This is a genomic window from Streptomyces smaragdinus, assembly GCF_009604385.1.
Lineage (GTDB): Bacteria > Actinomycetota > Actinomycetes > Streptomycetales > Streptomycetaceae > Streptomyces > Streptomyces smaragdinus.
Genome location: NZ_WEGJ01000001.1, coordinates 339,431 through 363,458, shown reverse-complemented (window position 1 = coordinate 363,458; position 24,028 = coordinate 339,431). Strand labels below are relative to the sequence as shown.

The 24,028-nt window shown below is 70.5% G+C and carries 25 protein-coding genes; 10 read left to right on the top strand and 15 right to left on the bottom strand.

Annotation, left to right across the window (positions count from 1 at the left end; all coding sequences use genetic code 11):
* Positions 1 to 3: 3 nt before the first annotated feature.
* From SRB5_RS01825 to SRB5_RS01815, 3 genes are all read right to left on the bottom strand, one after another.
* Positions 4 to 468, bottom strand: a complete 465-nt coding sequence (locus SRB5_RS01825; RefSeq protein WP_153449588.1) for a hypothetical protein — start codon at positions 466 to 468, stop codon at positions 4 to 6.
* Between the two features lie 137 nt (positions 469 to 605).
* Complete coding sequence (locus tag SRB5_RS01820) at positions 606 to 1,493, bottom strand: DUF6891 domain-containing protein (protein ID WP_153449587.1); 888 nt, start codon at positions 1,491 to 1,493, stop codon at positions 606 to 608.
* 370 nt (positions 1,494 to 1,863) lie between these two features.
* Positions 1,864 to 2,712 (bottom strand): helix-turn-helix transcriptional regulator, encoded by an 849-nt coding sequence (locus SRB5_RS01815; RefSeq protein WP_153449586.1) that lies wholly within the window; start codon positions 2,710 to 2,712, stop codon positions 1,864 to 1,866.
* Between the two features lie 140 nt (positions 2,713 to 2,852).
* On the opposite strand from SRB5_RS01815, the gene SRB5_RS01810 reads away from it, so the two are divergent.
* The 4 genes from SRB5_RS01810 to SRB5_RS01795 all read left to right on the top strand — a co-directional run bounded on the left by SRB5_RS01810 (position 2,853) and on the right by SRB5_RS01795 (position 5,568).
* Complete coding sequence (locus tag SRB5_RS01810) at positions 2,853 to 3,632, top strand: NAD(P)H-dependent oxidoreductase (RefSeq protein ID WP_323376772.1); 780 nt, start codon at positions 2,853 to 2,855, stop codon at positions 3,630 to 3,632.
* 248 nt (positions 3,633 to 3,880) lie between these two features.
* A complete protein-coding gene (locus SRB5_RS01805; RefSeq protein WP_228389684.1) occupies positions 3,881 to 4,231 on the top strand; it encodes a hypothetical protein in 351 nt (116 codons plus the stop codon).
* Between the two features lie 245 nt (positions 4,232 to 4,476).
* Positions 4,477 to 4,614: a hypothetical protein gene (locus SRB5_RS01800; protein WP_153449584.1), complete on the top strand. Its 138-nt coding sequence runs from the start codon at positions 4,477 to 4,479 to the stop codon at positions 4,612 to 4,614.
* 450 nt (positions 4,615 to 5,064) lie between these two features.
* Positions 5,065 to 5,568 carry a GNAT family N-acetyltransferase gene (locus SRB5_RS01795; protein WP_228389683.1) on the top strand — a complete coding sequence of 168 codons (504 nt, stop codon included), beginning with the start codon at positions 5,065 to 5,067 and terminating at the stop codon, positions 5,566 to 5,568.
* Between the two features lie 234 nt (positions 5,569 to 5,802).
* Here the strand turns inward: SRB5_RS01795 and SRB5_RS01790 are convergent, their stop codons facing one another.
* The 7 genes from SRB5_RS01790 to SRB5_RS01760 form a co-directional block, all read right to left on the bottom strand.
* Positions 5,803 to 6,612 (bottom strand): DUF4253 domain-containing protein, encoded by an 810-nt coding sequence (locus SRB5_RS01790; protein WP_153449582.1) that lies wholly within the window; start codon positions 6,610 to 6,612, stop codon positions 5,803 to 5,805.
* Positions 6,613 to 6,944: 332 nt separating this feature from the next.
* Entirely contained in the window at positions 6,945 to 7,811 is an 867-nt protein-coding gene (locus SRB5_RS01785) for a hypothetical protein (protein ID WP_323376770.1), read from the bottom strand.
* A 215-nt stretch (positions 7,812 to 8,026) separates the two neighbouring features.
* Positions 8,027 to 8,374: a MauE/DoxX family redox-associated membrane protein gene (locus tag SRB5_RS01780; RefSeq protein ID WP_153449581.1), complete on the bottom strand. Its 348-nt coding sequence runs from the start codon at positions 8,372 to 8,374 to the stop codon at positions 8,027 to 8,029.
* Entirely contained in the window at positions 8,371 to 8,865 is a 495-nt protein-coding gene (locus SRB5_RS01775) for a hypothetical protein (protein ID WP_153449580.1), read from the bottom strand. The genes SRB5_RS01780 and SRB5_RS01775 overlap by 4 nt, the downstream gene beginning before the upstream one ends.
* Positions 8,866 to 9,010: 145 nt before the next feature.
* Complete coding sequence (locus SRB5_RS01770; protein ID WP_323376768.1) at positions 9,011 to 9,424, bottom strand: VOC family protein; 414 nt, start codon at positions 9,422 to 9,424, stop codon at positions 9,011 to 9,013.
* Entirely contained in the window at positions 9,421 to 10,008 is a 588-nt protein-coding gene (locus SRB5_RS01765; protein ID WP_153449579.1) for a dihydrofolate reductase family protein, read from the bottom strand. Before SRB5_RS01765 ends, SRB5_RS01770 begins: the two co-directional genes overlap by 4 nt.
* A 304-nt stretch (positions 10,009 to 10,312) precedes the next feature.
* On the bottom strand, positions 10,313 to 10,720 hold the full coding sequence (locus SRB5_RS01760; protein WP_153449578.1) for an SgcJ/EcaC family oxidoreductase: 408 nt from the start codon (positions 10,718 to 10,720) through the stop codon (positions 10,313 to 10,315).
* Positions 10,721 to 10,903: 183 nt separating this feature from the next.
* Here SRB5_RS01760 and SRB5_RS01755 point away from each other — a divergent pair, with 183 nt between their 5' ends.
* On the top strand, positions 10,904 to 11,899 hold the full coding sequence (locus SRB5_RS01755; protein WP_194292802.1) for a DUF4240 domain-containing protein: 996 nt from the start codon (positions 10,904 to 10,906) through the stop codon (positions 11,897 to 11,899).
* On the opposite strand, the gene SRB5_RS36180 is transcribed toward SRB5_RS01755, so the two are convergent.
* The 3 genes from SRB5_RS36180 to SRB5_RS37365 all read right to left on the bottom strand — a co-directional run bounded on the left by SRB5_RS36180 (position 11,883) and on the right by SRB5_RS37365 (position 15,924).
* Positions 11,883 to 12,380, bottom strand: a complete 498-nt coding sequence (locus tag SRB5_RS36180; RefSeq protein ID WP_228389682.1) for a ParB/RepB/Spo0J family partition protein — start codon at positions 12,378 to 12,380, stop codon at positions 11,883 to 11,885. The two genes, SRB5_RS01755 and SRB5_RS36180, sit on opposite strands and share 17 nt — an antisense overlap.
* Before the next feature lie 9 nt (positions 12,381 to 12,389).
* A complete protein-coding gene (locus SRB5_RS36175) occupies positions 12,390 to 12,725 on the bottom strand; it encodes a ParB N-terminal domain-containing protein (RefSeq protein WP_323376766.1) in 336 nt (111 codons plus the stop codon).
* 406 nt (positions 12,726 to 13,131) lie between these two features.
* On the bottom strand, positions 13,132 to 15,924 hold the full coding sequence (locus SRB5_RS37365; RefSeq protein ID WP_153449576.1) for a CHAT domain-containing protein: 2,793 nt from the start codon (positions 15,922 to 15,924) through the stop codon (positions 13,132 to 13,134).
* A 70-nt stretch (positions 15,925 to 15,994) separates the two neighbouring features.
* Between SRB5_RS37365 and SRB5_RS01740 the strand changes: the two genes are divergently transcribed.
* The 4 genes from SRB5_RS01740 to SRB5_RS01725 all read left to right on the top strand — a co-directional run bounded on the left by SRB5_RS01740 (position 15,995) and on the right by SRB5_RS01725 (position 18,688).
* Positions 15,995 to 16,396 (top strand): hypothetical protein, encoded by a 402-nt coding sequence (locus SRB5_RS01740; protein WP_153449575.1) that lies wholly within the window; start codon positions 15,995 to 15,997, stop codon positions 16,394 to 16,396.
* Positions 16,393 to 17,295, top strand: coding sequence for a hypothetical protein (locus SRB5_RS01735; RefSeq protein WP_153449574.1), 903 nt, complete (start codon positions 16,393 to 16,395; stop codon positions 17,293 to 17,295). Before SRB5_RS01740 ends, SRB5_RS01735 begins: the two co-directional genes overlap by 4 nt.
* An 81-nt stretch (positions 17,296 to 17,376) precedes the next feature.
* Positions 17,377 to 18,066 (top strand): SMI1/KNR4 family protein, encoded by a 690-nt coding sequence (locus SRB5_RS01730; protein WP_153449573.1) that lies wholly within the window; start codon positions 17,377 to 17,379, stop codon positions 18,064 to 18,066.
* A gap of 190 nt (positions 18,067 to 18,256) precedes the next feature.
* Positions 18,257 to 18,688 (top strand): DUF5958 family protein, encoded by a 432-nt coding sequence (locus SRB5_RS01725; protein ID WP_153449572.1) that lies wholly within the window; start codon positions 18,257 to 18,259, stop codon positions 18,686 to 18,688.
* Between the two features lie 304 nt (positions 18,689 to 18,992).
* On the opposite strand, the gene SRB5_RS01720 is transcribed toward SRB5_RS01725, so the two are convergent.
* A complete protein-coding gene (locus SRB5_RS01720; RefSeq protein ID WP_153449571.1) occupies positions 18,993 to 20,159 on the bottom strand; it encodes an ATP-binding protein in 1,167 nt (388 codons plus the stop codon).
* Positions 20,160 to 20,644: 485 nt separating this feature from the next.
* The gene (locus tag SRB5_RS01715; RefSeq protein WP_153449570.1) at positions 20,645 to 21,178 is read right to left on the bottom strand and encodes a type IV secretory system conjugative DNA transfer family protein; all 534 of its coding nucleotides are present in this window, start codon (positions 21,176 to 21,178) and stop codon (positions 20,645 to 20,647) included.
* A 227-nt stretch (positions 21,179 to 21,405) separates the two neighbouring features.
* Between SRB5_RS01715 and SRB5_RS01710 the strand changes: the two genes are divergently transcribed.
* A complete protein-coding gene (locus SRB5_RS01710; RefSeq protein WP_153449569.1) occupies positions 21,406 to 23,901 on the top strand; it encodes an ATP-binding protein in 2,496 nt (831 codons plus the stop codon).
* Positions 23,902 to 24,028: the final 127 nt, after the last annotated feature.

Below are 24,028 nucleotides of genomic sequence, written 5' to 3'. Positions count from 1 at the left end.
AATCTATCGCTCCGAGAGGCTTGCGAAATATCCGTCACGGAGAGTGGGGGGCATGTCATCCAGCATGCCCGCGAAGGAATCAAGCGCACTCAAGGCCTCGCCACACCACTCGAGGTTCTCTTCCAAGCCATGCCAGGCGGCGATGACATAGTCTGCGATATCTACCGCATCGAATAGCCATGCTGCAGGTCCGTCTGGCTCTTCCATGGGTTCATCGTCCTCGAATGTCAACACTCTATGTCGATTGCGCAGATAGGTAAGAATCCATTCCTCTACCTCTTCTCCTTTCACCAGGGAAATGCTAGTCGTGACAGACTGCGTGAAATGCTCTTCAATGCCAGGAAACGCCGCCGAGAACCGCGCCCCTCTGGGGAACTTGTCCAGCCTCGACAGAGCCAAGGTGGCCACGACTGCTCTCTCAGTGGGCGTCAGCCGGGACAAACGGCCCAGCGCCTCCTCGTCGCTCACGTTCAACTCCCACCAGGCGAATTCTCCGGCTCCCGGCAGAGCTGGCTGGCCGCTTCCCTGCGCACATCGGCGGTCCTGGTCCGGGCGTTCATGGGCTCGCTGCACAACCGCTGCGGCAACTATCCCGCCCCGTCCGATCACCCGACCAACCGGCGACACCAGTCCAGCGGCGTCACGCGGATGACCTGGCTCGGATCGTGGTCCCACTCGGTACGCAGGCCTGCGTCCTCAAGAGCAGCGACAACTTCGCGGCCGACGGCCGTGCTGGTGTCCGCGGAGCCGTCGAAGCCGCCGTACCGGAGCGAGAGTCCACACCCCGCTGCGGCGGCGTCCGTGGCGTGGTGGTCGAAGTAGACGAAGCCCCGGGCATCGGGTGCGGACTCGCCGCCGATCTCCGCCTGGCCGCAGTCGTGACAGCAGGCGAAGTTCTCGCGGGCGGTGATGCCCGCCGCTTCCAGCGCCGTGAACGCGCGGGTCAGCCGCTCAGGGTCGGTCTCCCCCTTCCAGCGGGCCTGCTCCGCGACGCGTTCCAGCCACAGCCGGTCGGCCAGCGCCTCCGCCTGTACGCGGGAGACGCGCCCGCCCTCGGCGTTCTCCGCAAGCTCGGCGCGGGTCGTGTAACCCCCGACGAGAATCTCGCGGAGATGATGCTCCAGGCCCACACGCACGTCATCGGGGAGGGGCGGTGCCTCCGGTACGGGGCCCATCTCCAGCAGCGACCACTCCGGGCCGACGTCCCACCCGGGCACTTCGCGGGCCCAACCCTCCAGCACGGCGATCACGGTGTCCGCGTCGTCGACGGTCGCCGCGAAGTGGCGGTCGGCGGCGCCGGCGCGGTACTCCAGGGTGTAACCGCCGGGACCGCTCAGGACCTGCGCGAAGACGTCGGGCAGATCCGGTACCCGCTGGAGCACCAGGAACGCGTCCCCAGCCCCGCCGATCCGCCGGACCAGCCCAGCCAGCTCCCCGGCGGACACCCGGACACGCCGCTCGCCGTTCTCTGTCGTCACCGTGACCTGAAGCATGCGCCGACTCTCGCACGGAGCAGTGACATCGTCACCCGTCCGGAACTCACCGCTCGGGCCGGCAAAACGAAGCGAAGTGGCCGGCCTCGTCGATGAGCGCGAAATCCTAGACGGGTCCGCTCACGTCGTAGAGGAAGCTCGGGCGGTGTGGGGGGCATCGTGTGCGCCCTGGAAGAGGAAGGCCAGGAGGCGGCAGCGGGCGCCCTCGGCGCGTACAGCCGCTGCCGCTCACAACTCAAGACCTCGGTCCACCAGCCAGAGTCACCGACATCGGATTGCGTGCATGCAGCGACACCGGCCTGCGAGTCGGCAATCTCGGCTGCGGACCTGTCGACCGGATTCCCTGAGGCGCGCCGCCAAGAATGTCGGCCTACCCGGCAACTCGACCCTCCACCGCAGGACGCGCGTCACCACTGTCCGCGTCCAGCCCCGCGAGCAGCCGCAGGCCGTCCTCGGCCGGGCTGCCGGGGGCCGCGGACAGCACCAGCAGTTCCATGCCGGACTCGTCCGGCAGCGCGAAGTTCTCCTGGTGCAGTTCGAGCAGTCCGACCAGCGGGTGCCGGTAGATCTTGCGGCCGTGGGTACGGGCGCGTACGTCGGCGCGGGCCCACAGGCGGCGGAAGCGTTCGCTGCCCATCGCCAGTTCGCCGATGAGGGAGGCCAGGCGGGGGTCCTCGGGGTGTTTGCCGGCGGCCAGGCGCAGGTGGCCGACCACGTCGAGGGTGCATTCCTCCCACTGCGCGTACAGGCCGCGTTCGGCCTCCTCGAGGAAGATGTGGCGGGCGATGCTCAACCCCGGCATCGGCCGGCCGAAGAGGAGCCGGGCGAGGCGGTTGCCGGCGAGGACGTCCAGGCGGTGGTTCATGATCAGGGCGGGGGCGTCGGGGATCAGGGCGAGGACGCGCAGCAGTTCCGGCCGGATCCGCCCGCCCGGTGCCTTCGCGCGGCGGCGGCGCTGGCGGGCGAGGCGGTCGAGGTGTCCGCGTTCGGTCTCGTCCAGGCCGAGGACGCGGGCGAGCGCGTCGAGGACCTGCTCGGAGGGCTGGGTCGCGCGGCCCTGTTCGAGGCGTACGTAGTAGTCGACGCTGACGCCGGACAGGTGCGCGACCTCTTCGCGGCGCAGCCCCTCGACCCGGCGGCGGCTGTCGACGGGGATGCCGGCGGAGGCCGGGTCGACCCGGGAACGTCGGGTCCGCAGGAAGCCCGCGAGATCGTCCATGCGCCCCAGTATGGCTGCGGCCGCGCCGGGCGTGGGTGGCCCTGCCGTTACCAGGAAGTCCCGTCCGACGGACGAAGCGCCCCTGAACACCGGGCTCGGCGGCGCCCAGGATCGAAGGCATCCGATCCGAAGGAGTTCCTGTGAAAACGCTGATCGTCTACGCCCACCCGGAGCCGAAGTCCCTCAACGGCTCGCTGAAGGATCTCGCGGTGTCCACGCTGGAGGGCGCCGGGCACGAGGTGCGGGTGAGCGATCTGTACGCGATGAACTGGAAGGCGGTCGTGGACGCCGCGGACTACGGCCCCAGCGCATCGAGTCCGCTGCGGGTCGCCGCGGACTCCGGCCGGGCCTTCGACGCCGGGACGCTCACCCCGGACGTCCGTACCGAGCAGGAGAAGCTGCTGTGGGCCGACACGATCGTCTTCCAGTTCCCGCTGTGGTGGTACACCATGCCGGCGATCCTGAAGGGCTGGGTGGAGCGGGTGTTCACGTACCACTTTGGGTACGGCGTCGGCGAGCACAGCGACACGAAGTACGGCGAGCGCTTCGGTGAAGGCACCCTCGCGGGCAGGAAGGCCCTGCTGTCGGTGACCGCCGGCGGCCCCCAGTCGCACTACGCGGCGCGCGGGATCAACGGCCCCATCGACGATCTGCTGTTCCCGATCCAGCACGGCATCCTCTACTACCCGGGCATCGAGGTGCTGCCGCCGTTCGTGCTGTACGGCACCGACCGGATGAGCGACGCGGACTACCCGGACGTCGCCAAGGCCTGGGAGCAGCGCCTGCTCACCCTGGAGTCGACCGAGCCGATCGCGTACCGGCGGCAGAACTTCGGCGACTACGAGATCCCCTCGCTGCATCTGAGGGAGGGACTGGAGCCCGCGGGCCGTACGGGGTTCGGGCTGCACGTGCGGGGCTAGCCGGCGGCGACGGGCCGGGGCGCGGGACCGCTGCTCGTGCCCCGGCCCGTCCGCACCGAGGATCTTGTGCGCCGTCGGGGCAAGGCCTCCGTCCTGGCGAGGGGCGGGAACGGTTCCGGGTTCTGAACCCGGGTGTCGGGGTTGGTGCCCCGGCGGCCGGAGATGCCGTTCGTCTCTCCCGCCGGAGCTGGTGCCGCAAGGTAACGTTCGCCCTGTGCGTCGCGTGTATGGGGGTGAAAGATGGCCTCGTGGGCTTCGATCTTGCGGTTCTTGCGATGGACGAATCGGCCGACGCTGCGGCGGCGCGCGCGATGTTCGAGCGGTGCACCTCTGGCCGTCACGGCGAGGGTGAGCTGGATGAGCGGGTGGTCGGGTTCTACGAACGGCTGCGTGAGCGGTTCTCGGACCGCCCGCCTCACTCCGCGGAGTCGCCCTGGACATCGACACCGTTGGCGATCGGGATCGATCACGTGGTCATGAACCTGAGCTTCTCCTCGCGCAGTGACGCGGCACTCAAGGCGATTGAGGAGCTCGCATCGGAGTTCCACCTGGTCATCTGGGATCCTCAGTCCCAGAACGCCTACCTTCCAGGAACGTGAGCCGGCAGTCGCTCCGCTGGGTTCAGGTGAGATTGGCGCGGGCGACGATCCGCCGGAAGCGCTCGTCGGCGGCGTGCTTGTTCCGCGTGTATCAGGCGAAGGAGAAGTACGCGGCGGCTTCGGAGGGCGTGGCCCATCCTGCCGGGTGCCGCGGCGGCCCGCGTGATCATTGGCCGTGGAGGGTGGGCGACCGGCAGGCGCAGCGGTGGCGGTGACGATCGATTCGTGGGTCCGCGTACGGCTTGATGCGGATGGTGGCCTCGGCGAAGTCCGAGGTGCGGGCGGTGCTGCGGGCCCGGATCGTTCTCACGGCGGCGGCCGGACTCGTCAATGGCGCGATCGCCAGGGAACTGGAGGTCGGCGTGAAGACGGTGCGCGAGTGACGCGGGCGGTTCGTAGCCCTGGGTCCGGACGGCTTACGGGATGCCGAACGGTCGGGGCGGCCGAAGATCTACGGGTCCGAGGTCCGCGTAACGATCGTGGCCACAGCAACCAAGTCATACGTCATCGGGCACAACGAGACCGCCAAACCCTACCGATGGACCTACGAAGGCACCCCGCTCAAGACCGCCTGATCAACACCCCTTCACGAGCTCTCGCCGGAGCAGCATTAGGGCGCGTATTGGATTGTGATCATGGGGTTGTCCTGGTGAGGTCTTTGATCCAGATCATCGAGGCGCGGAGGTGGAGGCGCCGCACCCAACTGCTCGCGTACAAGCCCCGCGTACTCGAGCACCCACCGCTCGGCACCCCTGCGTGACATCGCCCCAGCCAGCCGGCCCCGGGCCCGTTCAGCTCAGACGTGCTGAGACACTCCACCCATGGAGGACGGGATGACAGGCACGCAATCGGGCACGGCAGCGCCCGCACACACCACGCCGTCGCACGCCGCGAGCTGGATGCTCCGTGCCGCGACGGCAGCGGACATCGAGGTGATCGCAGAGCTGCGGGCCACGGTCATGCGCGCGGACCTGGAGCGCCTGGGGCGCTACGACGAGCACCGGGTACGCCAGCGCCTGCGGGACTCCTTCTCCCCGCAGCACACGTCGATCATCATGCTCGACCGTGAACTCGCGGGATGCGTCACGGTCCGCCCCGCCGACGACAGGCAGTGGCTGGAGCACTTCTACCTCGCCCCGCACTGCCAGGGCCGAGGGCTCGGATCGTCGGTGTTGCGTACGGTGCTGGAGCGAACGGACGCGCAGGGCATGACCGTCGGCCTGAACGTCCTGCAGGGCAGCGATGCCCGCCGTCTCTACGAGCGCCACGGCTTCGTCGTGGAGGCCCAGGACCCGATCGACGTCTTCATGGTGCGCCCACCGGAGGTGACGGCCTGAACAGCAGCAGCGCTCGGGCGGCCCGGCCTGGGAGCGGAGCGGACCGTTCACGGCGTTAATACCTCGGCGCTGGATGAGACAGGGCACCTGGCTCGCGACCAGGTCGGTGTCCGCCCGATCAGCGTCGCCGAGGCGGGGACTGGGAGGCCGACGGCGCCCTCGAGGTATTAACGGCGTCAACGGTTCCACCGCCGGGCAACGTCGCCCGCTTGTCCGCGGCGCCGGTGACGTGGATCAGTCCCACCAGAAGTGCCAGTCACGGCAGCCGACAATCCGGTCGGCGTACGCGGCCAGGGTGTACGGGCGGTGGCCTTGCCAGACGTTGTCGGGGCAGAACGCGAAGTGTTCGGCGGCCACGAGGAGGGCGTCCTCTGTCGTCGTCGGGGGTGAGGCGATGCTCAGGTGGAGGGCTGCGGGGCCGACCACGACGACGCGTGCGGCGAAGCGTCGTTCCCAGTCGGCCACGACGGCGGAGAACTTGGCCGTGTCGTTGTCGTAGTTGGTCGGCCCGTCCCAGCCGACGGCCGTGAGCGCGTGGGCGCCCGAGCCGGCGGCGACGAGTCCCAGCCGCGAGTGCGGCTGGCCGGCGACGAAGCGCTGCGCCAAGTCGGCGGCCGTCGCCTCCGGGTCCGCGGCCGGCGGGGGAGACGGGGTGAACCCCGGCCAGAGCTGTCCGAAGGGCGCGGTGACGGCCAGGCGGTCGTCCGGCGACAACATGTCGTCCTCGTCGACGGCGGTGTAGTCCTTCCACCAGTGCTCAAGGAGCTCGGCAGGGCTGTGGGCGTCCGGGGAGGACATGCGTTCAGGGAAGAACTCACCGGTTCCCCACGGCCCGAACTTGTCGTCGTGAGGGTCGCTGGGGTCGAGGAGCAGGGGCCACAGGCCGGTGTGGGTGTGCTCGACGTGCAGCCGCACCCAGAGATCGGCGGTGGTCGGCCCGTCGCTCAACCAGAGGATGTGGGCCTCCCCATCGCCTTCGTCCGACGTGATCAGCCGGCCGGACGGGAGCGCGGTCCTGACGTCAGACAGGAGCTCAGGGGTCATGGGCGGGGATGGTAGGCCCAGGCTCTGACATTCGTCTCCGGCGACGATCCTTCCTTCTCGGCGGAGGTAACCGTTAACGGCGTTAATACCTCGGCGCCGCCCCGAGTGATCCAGGGGGCTTGAGATCGCTGGTACGTACGCGTCGTGGCTGTACCTGACATCGGTCAGCTGCACGACCCGAGGTGTCCGAGCAAGCGCGGCGTTCCGAGGCCAACAGCCGGATGTCATCGGTCGCCGACGGTGGGGGAGTGGCAGCGTCCCAGAGGTATTAACGGCGTTAACGGTTCCGGCCCGACGGAGACGCCGAGCGCAAGCTGGGCCGGTGCTGGGCATCAGCCGCTGAGGTCGAACACGCCCCACGCGGTGAATGGCTCGGCCTGGACGTAGATCCTGCTTCCCCGGCCGACGACCCGCCGGCGGCGGGGAGCAGAGCCGTCGGGCAGGGTGAGCAGGCCGACCTCCGTTGGCTCGACAGATTCTTCGGTGAGCTCTCCGTGGGCGAGTCGGTCCATCTCCTTGCCGTGGCCGCCGTAGAAGGCGACTCGCTCGCCGTGGACAGCCACCGCTTCGGCCCCCCGTACGCGGTTCGACCACACCCTTACGGGCTTGTCGGTGCGGTCGGGGCGTATCTCGACGAGCGGGAAGTCCGTGTAGGGGCACGCCCACGCGACGGTGCCCGACACGTTCAGCGCGTAGCAGTCGAAGAGACCGGGGATGCGGGCACAGTACGACGTCCAGGCGAGCTCGCCCGTGGCGCTCCAGCGGCGGATCCCGATGGGGTTCTCGTCGAAGTGGCCGACCCAGATATGGCCGGCCTCGTCGACGAGCAGGTGCTCGATGGCGTCCCCGACGGAGAAGGTCGAGGTCTCACGCCCGAGCGGGTCGAAGATCTGTACCTGGTTCGCGTCTCCGTCCCGGAGGGTGCGCGCCGCGGCGACGACGAACCCGCCGTCCGGCAGGCGGTCCAGCTGTGGCCAGCGGACTCGTACGGCGTTCAGCTCGGTGAGTTCGACGCTGCCGTCCGGATGGACGGAGACGACCAGCGCGTCGAAGGGCGGGACATCGGCGCCGGGCTGCGGGGCGCGCTCGGCAAGCAGCCAGTGGGCGGTGCCGAAGACGTCGACGGTGCTGGTCAGGATGTGGCGGTTGTGGTGTGCTCCGGGGAGGTGGGCGTAGGGGACGAGGGCGGTCTTCTGCACGGGCGGGCTCTCCTTGGCGGGCGGTCACGGTCGTCGGTCGCTGCGGTGAGCGGCGGCCGGCGGCGCGCGGGCGGGGGAGAGCGGGGCTGGGTGCCTAGACGGCATGACCCTTTCTGGTCGTCATGAGCGGATCATTGTCGGCATCCAGCTTCATCGCAAATCCTTTCGGTACAGCCTTCATTGGGTGGCGGAGGAGAGCGGCCCGGCCCGAGGGCTCAGGGAAGCATGACACCCCGGTTCACGCAGGTGTACGAGCCGTCGTCGTTACGCCCCGTGCTGTCGTACGACCAGCAGTGCAGCGCGGGTGCGAGCGTCCACATCCGCAGCGTCATGAGCGCAACGAGGCAGACGACGGCGGCCCACCCGCCGTAGGACCGCCAGGTGGTGAGGGCCAGTCCACCGGCGGCCACCAAGGCCGCGAAGACCAGCAGGTACACGGCGATCGGCGCGCGGTTCTCCCGTAGCCCGGGGAACGTTTCCATCTCGGTGGTCCCCGCGAAGCTCGCGAGCACCACGAGCGCGGCGAAGACGAAGGCGGCCGAGCACCCGCGGCCGGCGCTCATACGCGGGTGAGGTGCCGGTCGAGTATCGCGCGCAGGAGGTCCACGTCGGCGGGGTGCCCCGCACCACGCTTGGCGAGCACCATGGCGCAGCGCCCGCCCCGGTCCGGGCTGCGCAGGACGAACGCCCGGGGCGTCTCCACGTAGCTGCCGTAGTTGCCCCAGCCTGTCTGCGTCCGGGCGTGGGCGCCCTCCAGTTGGAGTCCCTGGTCGTCGGCGGTCAGCCGCAGCCGGCCCTGGTGCTCGTTGGCCTTGAGTGACGCCTTGGCGGCCCAGTGCGGCCAAAGGGGCAGCAGTACCGCGTACAGGGGGAGGATCAGCGCGGGAACGCTCACGTCGCCGTCGGCGAGTTCCAGCGCCAGCACCAGCACGGACAGCGCCCCGAACAGCGTCAGAAACGCCGGCTGGTAGAGGAACCCGAACCGGCGCTTGCGCAGAACGACCTTGATCGCCTCCACGAAGTACTCGCGTTGGAACTCGAACTCGAGCGTCACCTCGCCCCGTTCGACGTCTGCTCCTCGACCACGGTGCCTCCTCCGACTTGTGGGCGGGCCGCGATCGTAGCGGCAGGAGCCGAGGCGGGCGGGAGCCGGGCCTACGGCTGCTCCTTGGGGCGTCAGCCCGCAGTCCCCGGCGGCCTCAGGAGAATTCGGCCGGGGTGAGGCCGTCGGTGTGTCCGGGCGGCCACTCCACCAGCTCGATGCGGTAGCCGTCCGGGTCCGTGAGCCACGACGTCTTCGGGCCCTCGGGGCCGCCCGGGTACTCGAGCGGTCCGGGGTTCAGGCCGGCCTCGGACAGGGTCTCCATGGTGGTGGCGAGCTTGTCCACCTGGATTGCGAGGTGGTCGAAGCCGCTGCCCACATCGACCGGTTTGTCGCCGGGGCGGTGGACCAGTTCGAGCGAGGCCGCCGGTTCCTCGGGGAACTTGAGGATGACGAGGCGAGCCCCGTCGCCGATGTCGACCCTGCCCAGCTCGGCGTAACCCAGGGCGGTGTAGAAGCCGAGCGAGCGGTCCAGGTCGGTGACGCGGTACGAGACGAAGAGCGTCTTCACTCGGCCGCCTCCCCGGACCGGCGCACGCGGTAGCGCAGATGCGTGACGTCCCGGTCCTCGAGCCGCCGCACGAGGTCGAGCTCGATGTGCTCGCCGCCCAAGTGGTCGAACAGCCGTCGGCCGTCCCCGAGGAGGACCGGGATCAGGTGGATCTCCATCTCGTCCATCTGCCCGGCGCGGAGAAGGGCTTGGGCCGCTCCGGCCCCGTGGACCATGACAGGCCGGTCGCCCGCGGCTGCGCGGGCCCGGCGGGCACAGTCCTCGACGTCGGTGACGAAGCGTGCGTGTCCGGGTGGCTCGTCGCCGTCGTCCGCCCGGTGGGTGAGCACGAGGATCGGTACGCCGTCGTGGTGGTCGCCCTGCCAGCGCCCGGCGAGCTCGAAGGTCCGGCGGCCAGAGATCACCGCACCGGTCGCCAGCGCCTCGCGGTAGACCTGACCGCTGGGACCGTCGGACTCCCGGTCGTCGAGCCAGTTGAAGAGCCGGCCGCCGTCGCGTCCGAGCTCCTGGCCCGGGCGGTCGTCCGGGCCGGCGATGTAGCCGTCGAGCGACATCGACATGTACAGCCGAATCGGACCGTTCATCTGGGCCTCCCTCTCTCCTCAGTGGCACCCGGGCTCCGGCGTCGTGATCCGCTGGGGTGGGCTTGTCACAAGGGGAGACTCCGGGAAACCGACAATCTCATCGGCCGTGCGCCCAGTCGCGTGGCCTACGGACCGCTCGGCTACGGGATGTCCGGCCGATCACGCTAGTCGTCAGGGTTCTGGCGTGTCGAAGACCAGGGTGAGCAACCAGACCGAGAGCGTGCTCTGCTCGTGGGCGGAGCCTTGGGGTCGGGGCGGGTCCGCCTGGCAGATGCGGGCGGACCCGGGCTGGTCAGGCCTTCGTTCAGCCGGCGGACTGGGTGGGGCTGTTGTGGTAGGCGGCGATCAGCCAGGCCTCGTCGCGCTTCTCCAGCACCCAGGTCGCGTACACGAGCCGGTCGGCGGGCACCTCGGACTCGCCGGGGAAGAGGATGCCGGCCTCGCTCACGACGATGGCGGCGTCGCTGCCCAGGAACCGGATGCTCAGCTGACGGTTGGTCGTCGTGGTGTCCTTCAGGAAGGAGGCGAATCCCGCTGCCATGCCCTGGTGGACCTCCTCGCGGGAGGCACGGTAGGAGCCGGGCATGATCGCGGTGGCGTCCTGCGTGTAGTCGGCGACGAAGGCGTCGGCGTCGCCCGCCTCCCAGGCCTTGTAGAGGTTCTCGAGGACGGCGGTGATCGCGGCCGTGTCGTTCGCGCGGTTGTCGGACATTGTTCTCTCCAGTGATTGCACGTGGTCGGGACCGATGGGACCCGTGAGTACGTACTGGCGTCCCTTTCGGAACTCATCGCGCAAGCCTCAAGATTCTTTTGTGCCGCAGCCGAACCCGGTCTTGGTCCACGGGGGCTCATCTGCACGGCCGTGATGTCAGACCGGCAGGTCATGATGTCTGGCATGGACACAGTCGCCTTCTGGGATCTCATCGACACCTGCGGGCCTGCGGGAGACGACTACGGTGCCCGTCTTGCGCGGAAGCTGATCAGCCACCTCTCGCAGGGGCCGGTGGAGGACATCGTCGCCTTCGCCGAGCAACTGTCCGAGGTGATGGCGAACCTGGGTCGTGCCCCGCTGCGTCACGATCTCGACGGCGGCGATTTCCTCTTCCAGCGTGCGGCAGTGGTGGCCGCCGGCCGCGTGGAGTACGAACGGGTCATTGAGGATCCCGCACGATTGGCCGACTTCAAGGAGCGTATGTCCGGGCACCTGCTGCTGGTGCCCGATCGCGCCTACCAGCAGTTCACCGGCCACGAATGGCGGCGTGGGCACCGCTACAGCTACGAGTATTACTACTGCGAGGCGGGGGACCTGCCCCCGGAGGCGTCCGACGACGACATCATTGCCGCGGTGCGCGAGCGGGTTGCCGGCCGGGACCTGCCGCCGCCGGCATCCGAGGCCGATGTCGCAGCCTTCGAGCGCCGCGTCGGACATCCCATGCCCACTCTCCTGCGACGCCTCTATCTGGAGGTGGCCAACGGCGGCTTCGGCATATGGGAATGCGTCTCACTCACCTCCGTCGACGACAGATGGTTCAGCGACGTCGAGGACCTCACCGTGGCCTACGAAGCCTTCCAGACGCTCTCGGACGACCCGGACCACGAGCCGGTGCCGAAGGGAGCGGTGCCGCTCATGGACCGGGGCTGCAACATGTGGACCGTCCTCGACTTCGGCACACCGCAGGGCCGCATCTGGGACTGGGACCCCCACGACTGCTGCGCGTTCACCCCGACCACCCTGGCCTTTGCCGACTGGATCAGGGGATGGCTGGAGGGCTGGATCGTTCCCGGCTCCTACCGGGAACTGCGCGTACATCCCGCGAGCTGCCCGAAGGCCGGTCAGGCCATGTCACCGGAGGAGTATCGAGAGCGTGAGGTCTTCAGGTACGAACCCTGAACGTGGGACTGACGGGCCTCCTGTGCAGCCGCACGGGGCGGCCTGCATTCGCAGCCACGCCTGACCCGGCACGCACTGTGGGCTCCTGCCGCGCGACGGACGCGGCAGGAGCCCACAGAACGTTGAGGTCAAGCAGCCGCTCCTGCGCGCTCAGCTCCCGCATCAGCGTCCCGTACTGCTCCGGATACTCCTCCGCCTCCGCCGCCTGCTGCTCCTTCGGCATTCGGCATGCGCCCGATGCGGCGGCCGGCTCCACCTTCAGCGTGCCCGTCTCCACCTGCTCCTGCAGCTCCGGCGTCAGCTCCAGCAGCGCCAGGCGCTGCGAGACCCACGCCGGGGTCTTCCCGAGGCGCTTGGCCACCTTCCCCTGCGAGACGTGGACCCGGACCAGCTCGCGGAGCGCCGTCGCCTGTTCCAGCGGGGCCACGTCCACCCGGTGGACGTTGGCGATCATCGCGGACTCCAGGATGTCCGCGGCCATGGACGACAGCTAGTCGTTGACGAAGATATGCATCTCCGGGAGATCCGCCAGCGCCGCCGCCAGCCGGCGGTTGCCGTCGATGACGACGTGCAACGCCGGGCCGAGGGCCTCCTCCTGACCCGGATGCGCCTTGAGGAACGCCTGGCGGGACACGACCGCCAGCGGCTGCAGCTGGCCCTTCTCCAGCAGGGACGCCGCCGTCTCCTCGAGCTCGGTGAGCGTCTCGCGGACGTTGAACGGGTTGTGCGCCAGCTGCGAGCGCTTGACCGTACGGGCGGCTCGACGCCCTCGGTCGGGACTCGGCGAGTAGGTTTTCGTACTGACGGACGGTGGGACCGCCGACACGGCAAGGGGCGCGGGCAGTGGGCGGATGGTTCAGGCGGTGGGAACCCGCTACCGGGATTCATTCGCAGTGCATCGGGGTTTACGGCGAGCAGTTGGACGGCTTCGGGGCGTCTGTGGACTCCGGCCAGTGCTCTGGCCAGGGAGTGGCGGGCGTGCAGGTGTATGTCGTCGGTGGCGGCGAGGACGCGTGCGGCGTCTTTCACCAGCGCCTGCGCGTCGTGCAGCGCCTCCGCGGCGCGGCCGGAGCCGAGCAGGATGACCAGGGGGCTGGTGGGGCTCAGGGTCCTGGTCATCTCGTTGATGACGGACCGCATGGCGCGTTCGGCTTCGTTGCGAGCGGACACACGGACCGAACCACCCCCGCACCGAGCGCGCCCGCAAAGTGGTCCGAAAGCTCCGCTGACCGTCAACCACCGCTGTGGATGTACGCGGCCCACAGCGACGGCGTACGGGGATAACGGTCCCGGAGCCCCCGTACAGCCGCATGGAGCGCACGGGCCGGCGCGTCCGCCGAAAGGCCCGAGCCGTAGAAGGCGGTCGTCAGCTCGAGTGAGGCCGCGTCGTCGATCTCCCACAGGGTGCCGACGACGTTCCGGAACCCGGCGAGCTGGAAGGCGCCCGTGAGGTGCAGCGATTCGTCGGCCAGAGCGGCCGGCGCCAGGGACGTCGCGCAGGCCGACAGGAAGACCAGCTCCGCGTCCAGGTCGAGCTCCGTCACGTCGGCGACCGTCAGCGGCGCCCGCTGATGGTCGTACACCAGCAGCCGCCCCCGCGCCGGATCCTGCGGATCGGCCACCGCATGGCACGCGAAGTGCGCGTACACCGACCCCGCCAGCCGCTCCAGCACCTCCTGCCGCGTGGCCGCCTCGTCCATCCCGACCCACGCCCCGGGCAGCGCCCCCGCCGCCACCGCCGCCTCCCGCTCGGCGGCGGGCAGCGCCCCCGACCCGTCCGCCGTACGACGCATCGCCACGACACACGAGCGCGAGTCGGCCCCGACCGCCCGCGGTTCACCGCGGAGGCGGGCGAGTGCGGTCACGGTCGGCGTGTACGAGGAGACCACCCGGTCCAGCGCCGACTCCCCGGGGCCGGCCTGGGCGGCGTGCAGCGGGAAGAAGGCCGTCGGGCCGACCGGGCACCACCACACCCGCGGCAGCGGGCCGTCGCCGCCGTGGGCCCCGAGGCGGTCCAGGACCGGGCCCACCAGCGTGCGCCACAGCCAGCCGAGCACCTCGGTCAAGTACGACTGGGCCCGCATACGGGCGCGCGCGTTCACGTTCGGGTCGTGCGCCGCGGCGGTCGCCTCCTGCAGCAGCCGCAGCTGCTCCGCCGCGTCGTCCTGCGTCAGACCGTCGAGCTCCAGCACCTCCGCGCGCTGGTCGCGCAGGATGAGCGCGTCGCAGCGCAGCTCGCTCAGGACCGGGATCACCACCGTCTCGGTCACCTGGTCGAGTAGCCGGCGCGCGTCGGGCGGGCGCAGGAAGTCTCCGAGGCCGGGCAGCGCTCGGATCGTGTCGAGCAGCGTGTCCCACTCCGTCTCCCGGTCCCGGCCGAAGGTCGTGGGCCTGGGCACGTCGGGCGCCGGGGCCTCGAAGTCCCTGCGCATCCGCTGGAACTCGAGCGCCAGCCCCTCGTCGGCACGGCGCAGCGCGGCCAGCTCACCGCCGGGCGTGAGCCGCTGGTTCAGCAGCACGCCGCGGGCGCGCTCCAGCAGCTCCAGGGCGCGCTCGGGCTGACCGGCGCTCACCGCGCAGGAGGCGGCGGCCGCCGACAGTGCCGGTGAGGTGCCGAGGCCGGCGTACTGGTCGTGGCGGGTGCGGCCCCGGGAGGCGATACGCGGGAGCAGCGCGATGCCTTCGGCGAAGGCGTCGGTCGCGGCGGGCCGGCGGCCGAGGGAGGCGAGTGCGTGGGCGGCCTTCTCGTACGCCTCGATCCGCGTCGGTACGGCGCCGGACTCGACGCGGCCGGCGGTCAGGGCCCGCTCCGCGGCCTCGGTGAGGCAGGCCCGGTCGCCGGTACGCAGGTACAGCGCGCGCAGCGCCTGGGTGAGCGACAGTCCGGTGGCGACGCGTTGGGGATCGCGTTCGGCGAGGGCGCCGTCGGCCCGGCGGAAGAGGGCGATGGCCTCCTCCAGGGGGGCGGGCTCCTGCGTGGCGTCGTAGAGCTTGCGGAGGCTGTAGCCCAGGCCGTCCATGAGCCGGGCGTGATTGGCCTCGCCCCGTACGGACAGCGCGAGGGCCCGGCGCTGGAGGCCGATCGCGGTCTCGAGGGGGGCGAGGTCGCCGGTCAGGCGATGGGCGCTCAGGGCGACCGTCGAGAGGTTGCCGAGGGCCGCCCGATGGTGGGGATGCTGCTCCGGGAGGGAGACCAGGACCGAGTGGAAGGACTCCCAGGCCTGCGCCAGCAGTTCGGACCGCCCGGTGCGGTCGAACAGGGTGACGATGGCCTGCCCGGCCATGAAACGTATCGCGTCGGACTGCGGTACGTGCCCGCGCAGCAGCGCGACGGCCCGCTCGGCGTCGGCGGTGTGGGCGGTCCTGCCCGCCCGGGCGAGGAGGCACTGCGCCATCATGATGACGTTCTGGTCCTGGTTGGGACCGGTGGTCGTCACCGCCTCCAGGAGCTCCATCGCCTCGTCGACGTACTCCTCGACACCAGTCAGCCGGTACGCCTTGAGCAGGGCCTGCGCATGGACACCGTGCAGAGCGGGCCGGTGCCGGTCGCTGACCCAGCGCGCGGCCATCCGCGCGTGGGCGATGCCCCGGTAGAGCGTGTCCACCGAACCGTCGAACTCGTGCCTCGCCTGGTAGACCTGACAGGTCTTGAGCATCAGCACCGCGTTGTTCTCGTGGTCCGTGGACACGTCCTCCGCGAACTGGAGGAAGCGCTCGGCGACGTCGAGATCCTCCGGACCACCGCGCACCTGGGCCCTGGCCATCAGCGCGTCGGCGAAGGCGATCACGGCGTCGACGCCTTCCGGTGTGTTCAGGTCCCGGGCCAGCGGGGAGCCGGCCATGGCGCGGATCGCGGTGTGCAGCACGGTGACGGACTCGACGAGATCCTCCTGGGCCTGGCCCGCCTGGTAACGCCGTAGCAGCGCCGCACCCAGATCCGCCTGAGCCGCGGCCAGCTCCCCGGAGCCGGGCGGACAGCCGGCCACGACGCGGCGCCAGTGGGCGACAGCCGAGCTTTGATTCACCGGTGCACCTCCCGTGACTACTCTTGTCAGACTGCCAGTTACGCCCCCACCGCCGGGAGATGATCGCCGCATGAGCCAGCCGAGCCCGGCACCGGACAGACGACTCGACAGCGACCGCGCGGCGCGCCTGTCACGGATCTGCGAGGACATCGCCGAGGTCGCCGACCTGCTCGGACCGGACCCCGCACAGCTGCTGGCGCGACTGCGGGAGGGGGCCCTGCCCGACGAGGACGTGGACACCGTGCTCTCCGAGGTGAGCGAACTGATGCGCGCCGCGGGCCTGGTCAGCAGCGACACGGTCCTGCGCGGCCCGCGCTACCTCCCGCTGCCCGGCATCCAGGGACGTCGCCCCGAAGTGGTCCACGTCTGCCCCGGGGGCCTGTGCGACCGGGTGGAGATACCGCGCCCCGGCACGTCGCCGTCCTGCGCGGTGTGGGACTGCCCGCTGCCCACGTTCCGGATGGACCGATGAACGCCCTGATCACCTCGCTGGGCGGCAAGCTGGCGGAACGCTGGCTGGCCGGGCTCGTCCTGCCGGGCGTGGTGTTCGTGGCCGTGACGATCGCGGCGGTACGCCTCGGCCACGGGCACTGGGCGGACCTGCCTCTGCTCGGGCGTGAGCTGAACCGGTTCGCCACGGGACCTGCGGCCCGGGACAACGGATCCGCGCTGCTTGTCGCGGTGGGGGTGGTGCTGGCCGCGGTGATCGCGGCGGCCGTCGCGCAGCATCTGGAGCGGGTGGTCGTCGCGGTGTGGACGCATGACGGCGGCCGGCTCGGCGACGTGCTGACCCGGCGCCGGCGCCGGCGGTGGGCTGCGGCGATGGACCGGTACGAGGCTGCGCTGCTGGCCAAGGCCCGGATGCTGCGGTTTCCCGAGGCTCGGCAGGGGCCGGTGCCGGACGTCCAGGGGCTGGCTCGGGCCTGCGACCGGATCGCGCTGACGGAGCCGTCCCGGCCGACGTGGATTGGGGATCAAATGCTGGTGGCGGGGGTGCGGGTGCAGTCTTCGTACGGCCTCGACCTGGCGGCTGCCTGGCCCCGGCTTTGGCTGCTGCTGCCGGAGGAGACGCGGGGGCCGGTCGTCCTCGCGCAGAGCGATTTTGCCGGTGCTGCTCGGCGGGTGGGGTGGGGGGTGCTTTATCTGGCGGTGGGGGTCGTGTGGTGGCCTGCGGTGGTGGTCGGGATCGTTTTGGGCGTGGAGGGGTGGTGGCAGGGGCGGGGGGCGGTTGCGGCGCTGGCCGATCTGGTCGAGTCGGTCGTGGATCTGAACGTGGGGGCTCTGGGGGCGGCGCTGGGGCACGTTACGGAGGGGGCCTTCAGCCGTGAGGACGGGGATGCGGTCAGTCGGTTGCTGCGTAAAGAGATGTGAGTGCGCGTGCCTTTGAGGGCCAGCCTGCGGTTCTTCGCAGCCCACCCGCTCGGCCACGATCGTCGCGCATAGGCTCGGCCCATGGATGACTCGATATGGGTGGGAGTACGGGAGCGGGTGCACGCTCTCACCGCCGCGCCGGCCGGCGACCGCGTCTTCGGCGCGATGGGGCACAGGTTCCTCCTCGAGGACCCGCTGACCCAGGCAGAGCTGGCCGACCTCGAACGCCAGACGGGTGTGTTGCTGCCCGAGGAGTACCGCGACTTCCTCCTCCACGTCGGCGCCGGAGGCGCCGGGCCCTCATACGGGGTGTACCCGGTACGACTCGTCCAGGGCCGCTGGCGGTGGGAGGGCGACGGAGCCGGGCTTGCCGATCTGTCCCGGCTGGCCGAGCCGTTTCCACGTGAAGGTGCCGATCCCGAAGCCGTCCGGCTGCTGCTGTCCGAGCACCCGGAAGAGGAGGACTTCGACGAGATCGAGGACTTCGACGACGCCATTGAGGCATGGGAAGAGCGCTGGGAGCCCGTCATGTGGTCTGCCGACCGCACCGTCGGCGCGGTCGTGATCTCGACGCTGGGCTGCGCCGCCCGTGAATGGCTGATCATCAGCGGCCCGGAGCGCGGGCGAATCTGGTCCGACAACAGGGTGGACGACGAGGACCTGAAGCCGCTCCTCGACGACAACGGCGTGCCGATGACCTTCACGCGCTGGTATCTGACGTGGCTCGAGAAGGCTGAACATCAGCTGGCGTCGGCCCCGGTGACAGGCTGAGCCGACGGCTCGGTGGGGCTCGTGCTGGACTTCCTTGTCCAGTTGTCGGTGCGGGGACCTTCGAAACCCTTGGCACCCTCGGGGCCACCCGGTGCGAATCACGTTGTCCCCGGTGGTCTCCCAAGGCATCGTGTGACACCCGTCCACCAGATCACAGAGCCCGGGCCTGCCGGACAGGGAGCACCAAGCGATGACCGAACCGACCAGCGACAACCGCCACACCCGCCGGCGCACGACCGAGCTGGTCGTCAACGAGGTCGCCCAGGGGCTCCGCTCGCTGGACGACGGTGTGGCCTGGTTCTCCGGCCTCGCTCCGGAACAGCGGCGGGAGGCACTGCAGGAAGTCGCCGGCTATGCGATGCAGGCACACATCACAGCTGCGGACGGCCGCGCCGGGGTGGCGCGGGCCGCTGTGAAGCCGACGGTCAACCCCGCGGTTATGATCTGCATGGACCCGCCCCGCTACGGGTTCGCGAATCTCCCTGCCGCGGAACACGTCAGGGCGTTCCGCGTCCTCGTCTCCGTGTTCACCGTCGCCGACACCCGCCGCCGCGAGACGTACTGCAAAGGCACCTGCACTCACTCGTGGCACAACCTGTCGGCGGCGACCGAGAATTCGTAGGACCGGTCATCCCCGCTCTTGCAGGGCCGATGCGTCCAGGCCCCAAGTACGGCCGCCACTGCCTTGACCTCGACGAGCTGGTTCTCGTAGCCCACCTGCCCGGCCGTCCCGGGCCCCTCCTGAACCTCGACCGCGCGCCTGGCGTAAGGAGTGCTGGGCCTTGGTGAGCGCTGTAGGTGGTCCGCAGGGTAGTTGTCGCGTCGACCGGACGGGCGACGCGAATGGCTGGCCGCCGGATGCACTCCACCCCGACCACCCCTGCCGGCTCCCTTTCCGGGAACCGGCAGGGGTGGTTTGCGGCTGCCTAGTCCTGGTGGGCGCCCTGGATGATCCGGCCGACGATGGCCGCGGCTTGCTCTGGGTGCCTCTCCAGCCATGTGCCGAGGCATTCCCGTACGGCCTTGGCGACGCTGGTGCGAACTGCGGCGCCACCCAGCATGCCGTGCGTGGAGCCCGAGAACTCGGGCCGGTCCAGCTTCACCGACACGACAGCCGTCAGACCGTCGCCGATCTGGTCGACGCTGAGATCGGGGGCTGCCTCCGCCAGGAGCCGCCGCTCCCGCATGTGCGCGTTGACCGCGGCCGCCACCCCGTCGCGGAACCCTGTCATGTGCGTGCCGCCGTAGGGTGTGGGCTCGCTGTTGGCGTAGCTCTGGATCCGCTCCTCGTGGGAGCCACGCCACCGCAGGGCCACCTCGACCGTCCCGGCGATCCGCGGGTCTTCCAGCTCGAAGTCGATGACGTCCGGGTGGACGGACGTTTCTCCCTGCCCGTCGAGGAAGGCGACGAAGTCCCGAGTCCCGCCCGGGAACCGGCACCGCACCGATCGGGACTCGCCCGGGGGGCGTTCGTCGGTCAGTGAGATGTTCAGGCCCCGGTTGAGGAAGGCCAGTTCCCTGAAGCGCTCTGCCAGCACCGCGAACGAGCAGTCCGCCGTCTCGAAGATGTCGGTATCGGGCCAGAAGGCGATGGCGGTCCCGCTGCTGGTCGTCGGTCCTGCACTGATGGGTGGGGTGAGCGCGACGCCGCGCGCGTACTCCTGGACCCAGCGGACCCCCTTGCGTCGTACCTCGGCTGTCAGACGGCTCGACAGGGCGTTGGTCACGCGGGGCCCGACGCCGAAGAGGCTCGTGGCCACAGCGTGGCGGCCGCCTGGCTCCGCCCCGGGGTGCATTTGGGTCAGTAGGGCTTCGAGGCCGGGACCGCCTGTGTCCCCTGCGGCCTCAACGGGGACACCCGGCCCGTCGTCGGCGACACGTACGCCGCCGTCGGGCGTGAGGGTGACGTCGACGGCGCTGGCACGGCCGGCCAGGACTTCATTCACCGCCCGGCCGACGACATCGAACACCATCTGGTGCAGGCCGCGCTGGCTGGTCGAGCCAACGTACATCCCGGGCCGCTTCCGAACGGCTTCCCACCCCTCCAGTACCTGGATCTGGCTGGCGTCGTACGGGTTGTCGGCGTCACTCATCAAGTCCCCCCAACGGAGTCTCCAGCGGAGTCTCCAGCCTAGGCGGATCCATAGAAAATGCCAGGTCAGGCCTTATCGGTCGAGGGCGTGGACGGGCGGGTGGGCGCCTGTTCGGATGAGGTCGGCCCCAGGATCGCGCGCTGCTGTCGGAGGGCAGTCGGGGGCCTGCGGAGGCCGCGCCAGACCCCATCTCCGGCGACCCCGAGGTCCCCGATTCCGATGCGTCACACACCTACCCGGAGCACAGCGTCTGGTCGCTTCATCGTCGGATGGCCTGCGCGCGGTGCGACTTCTACGAAGGGGCAACTGCTGGAGGCGGATACTGGCCAAAATCCCGCTCACCGACGACGAGCGCGCGGTGGCGACGACGGCCAAACCGCCCTTGACCGACTTCTCCTTAACCCTGCGTCCTGCATGGTCGTCGGCGCCGCCAGCTTCGCGGTCGAGGGGCTTCAGCAGGAGAAGCTCCGGTACGCCGGCGTGCGCTATGACGTCCGTGTGGCGGGGCTTTTGGTTGGCATCTTCGACCAGGCGGCTACGTCGAGGAGGGAGAGGCCTTCCATGTCCGCGGCCCAGAGGAAGGACTTGAGGACCTTGCAGGAGGCCGACTGCCAGAAGTCGTCCTCCTTCAGGCCCTTGGTCGCGGGGGAGCCCCACAGGAGGAAGCGGGTGCGGCGCAGCGCGACCTCCGGGTCTCGGCAGCCGATCACCGGGTCCCAGGCCAGGGTGCTGGGGACGTCGCCGCCCAGGCCCTGGGGGTTGAAGACCAGGACGCGGCCGGCTTCCGCGCGCAGGTGGGCGGTCCGTTCGTACAGGTCGAGCTTGCTGCTCGCGTCGAGGACCGGGCCGTGGGCGTCGAGGATCATGCCGCACATGAGGGCGGTCTTGCCGCCGCCGGGTGGGGAGATGATGCCGTTGGAGTTCTCGATGGGGGAGAAGACTTCTACGCCGGTATTCTTGTCCCTCCCGAGGGGGATGCCGACCTCGGTGGTGGGGAACGTCGTCTTGCCGGATACCACTACGGCGGTCGAGATCCCGGTGAAGCCGTGTGACCAGGAGCATCCCTGCAAGGAGCAGCAGGCGGGTGCGGCGACTCGGATCCGGCGGAAGCGTGTGCTGATCGGGGTGTGAGCGGGAGCCGCCCGGCGGTTGTCACAAACCGGGCGCTTGTATTGTCTCCGCGGCGCACGAATTTTGTCTCCTGAGCGCATACGGTCCGGAGATGCCGAACGGATGAGGTGGGTTTGTGAGTACGGCTGAGGCGCCGGCGCGGGTGGGGGAGCTGCTGCGGGGGCTGCGGCGGGAGGCCGGGCTGACGCAGGAGGAGCTGGCTGATGCGGCGGGGCTGAGCGTGCGCGCCGTACGGGACGTGGAGCGGGGGGCGGTGGCCACGCCGCAGAAGGAGACCGTGCGGCGGCTGGCGGACGCGCTGGGGCTGGTGGGTCCGGTACGGGACGGGTTCGAGGAGACGGCGCGGGGGCGTGGGGTGGCGGTGGCGACGCGGACGTTGCCGCGGGACATCGTGTCGTTCACCGGGCGGCAGACGGAGTTCGAGAAGCTGGTGGAGGCTGCGGCGGGGGCCGGTGGGGTGATCGGCATCCATGCCATCGACGGGATGGCGGGGGTGGGGAAGACGGCGTTCGCGGTGCATGTGGCGCACCGTCTGGCGGATCAGTTCCCGGACGGTCAGATCTTCCTGCCGCTGCACGGGCACACCCCGGGCCAGGAGTCGGTGGATCCGGAGGACGCGCTGGCCAGTCTACTGCTGACGGTGGGGGTTGCTGCCGGGCAGGTGCCGCCGGGGCTTCAGGATCGGATGGCGCTGTGGCGGGATCGGCTGGCCGGGCAGCGGATGCTGCTGATCCTGGATGACGCGGTGAGTAGCGAGCAGGTGCTCCCGCTGCTGCCCGGCACCGGGGCCAGCCTGGTGCTGGTGACCAGTCGGCGGCATCTGTCGGCGCTGGACGAGGCGACCGCTGTCAGCCTGGACACGTTGCCGGCCGGGGAGGCTGCCGGGCTGCTGATCGCTCTGGCGGGCCGCCGGGATCTGCGGGCGGATGATCTAGGGGTGGCGGAGATCATCCGGCTGTGCGGGTATCTGCCGCTGGCGATCGGGATGGTGGCCCGGCAGCTGCGCCACCATCCGGCCTGGACTGCGGCCGGGCGGGCCGCGGACCTGGCGGCGGCGGTGGACCGGCTGGAGCTGATGGCGACCGAGAACCTGTCGGTCGCGGCGGCATTCAACCTGTCGTACGAGGACGTTGATGAAGGCCAGCAGCGGCTGTTCCGGCGGCTGGGCCTGCACCCGGGCCCCGAGGCCGACGCCTACACGGCCGCTGCCCTGGACGCCACCACGCCGGCCGAGGCGCGCCGGGGCCTGGAGGCGTTGTACGACCAGAACCTGCTGACCGAGATCGCCCCGGGGCGGTACCGGATGCACGACCTGATCCGTGAGCACGCCCGCGCCCTGGCCGTACGCGACGATTCGGCCGAAGACCGGGAGCGGGCCGTCGACGGGCTGCTGGATTACTACCAGCACACCGCCGCCCGAGCCGAGGCCCTCATCGCCCGCGAGCCCCGTCCCGGCTCGGCCGTCGCGCCGGGTGCGATTCCCGCCGGGGTTCCTGCTCTGTCCGGCCGTGAGCAGGCACTGGCCTGGGCCCGTGCCGAACGGGCCGGCCTTCTCGCCTGCCTGGACCACGCCGCCGGGACCGGCCGGCATGCCCGGGTCGTCGCCCTGACCGCCGGCCTGGCCGAGCTGCTGCGGCGCGATGGCCCCTGGGCCGAGGCTCTCATCCGCCACCAAGCCGCGGTCGAAGCCGCACACCGGCTCGGCGACCGGCTCGGCGAGGCCAATATGCTTCACGACCTGGGGACCGTGTGGCGACTGACGGATCAGTGCGAGGCCGCGGCCCGGGCCCAGGAGCAGGCCCTGGCCATATACCGCGACCTCGGCGACCGGCTCGGCGAGGCCAACACCCTCCACGAGCTCGGGGACGTGCGGCGGATGACGGGTTGGTACCCGGCCGCAGCCCAGAACCTGGAACAGGCCCTGGGCATCTACCGAGACCACGGCGACCGGCTCGGCCAGGCCAACACCCTCCACGACCTGGGGAACGTGCGGCGGCTGACAGGTGAGTACCCGGCCGCGGCCCAGCACCTGGAACAGGCCCTGGGCATCTACCGAGACCACGGCGACCGGCTCGGCCAGGCCAACGCCCTCATTCCCCTGGGGGACGTGCGGCGGCTGACGGGCGACTATCCGGCCGCGGACCAGGCCATGGAGCAGGCCCTGGGCATTTACCGCGAGCTCGGTGACCGGCTCGGCCAGGCCAACGCCCTCCTCTTCCTGGGGGTCGTGCGGCGGGTGACGGGTGAGTACCCGGCCGCGGCCAAGGCCCTGGAACAGGCGCTGGACGTCCACCGTGACCTCGACAACCGATACGGCCTGGCCAACACGCTCAACGAGACCGGGCACCTGTACCGGGCCACCAGTGACCTCGCGCAGGCTGAGGGGTGTTACCGGCAGGCCCTGGGGCTGGCCCGCGTTCTCGCCGGCGCGTATGTCGAGGCGGAGGCTCTGGCCGGCCTGGGCCGCTGCGCCCTGGCCGCCGGCAACGCCCCGCAGGCCGCAACCCTCCTGCGGCAGGCCCTGGAGATCTTCCAGCGGATCGGCGCCGCCGAGGCCGACGACGTCTCCCGCGATCTGGCCGCTCTCGGTGAGCCGGGACCACCGGCGTGACCTGGCACCGACGCCGGACGCGGGCACCGAGGCGCCGATGGGGGTCGGTGAGCTGACGCAGGAGCTTCACTCCAAGGCTCCTCCATTCGGTTGTACGCCCCTTGGCGGACAAACGCGCGGATCTCAC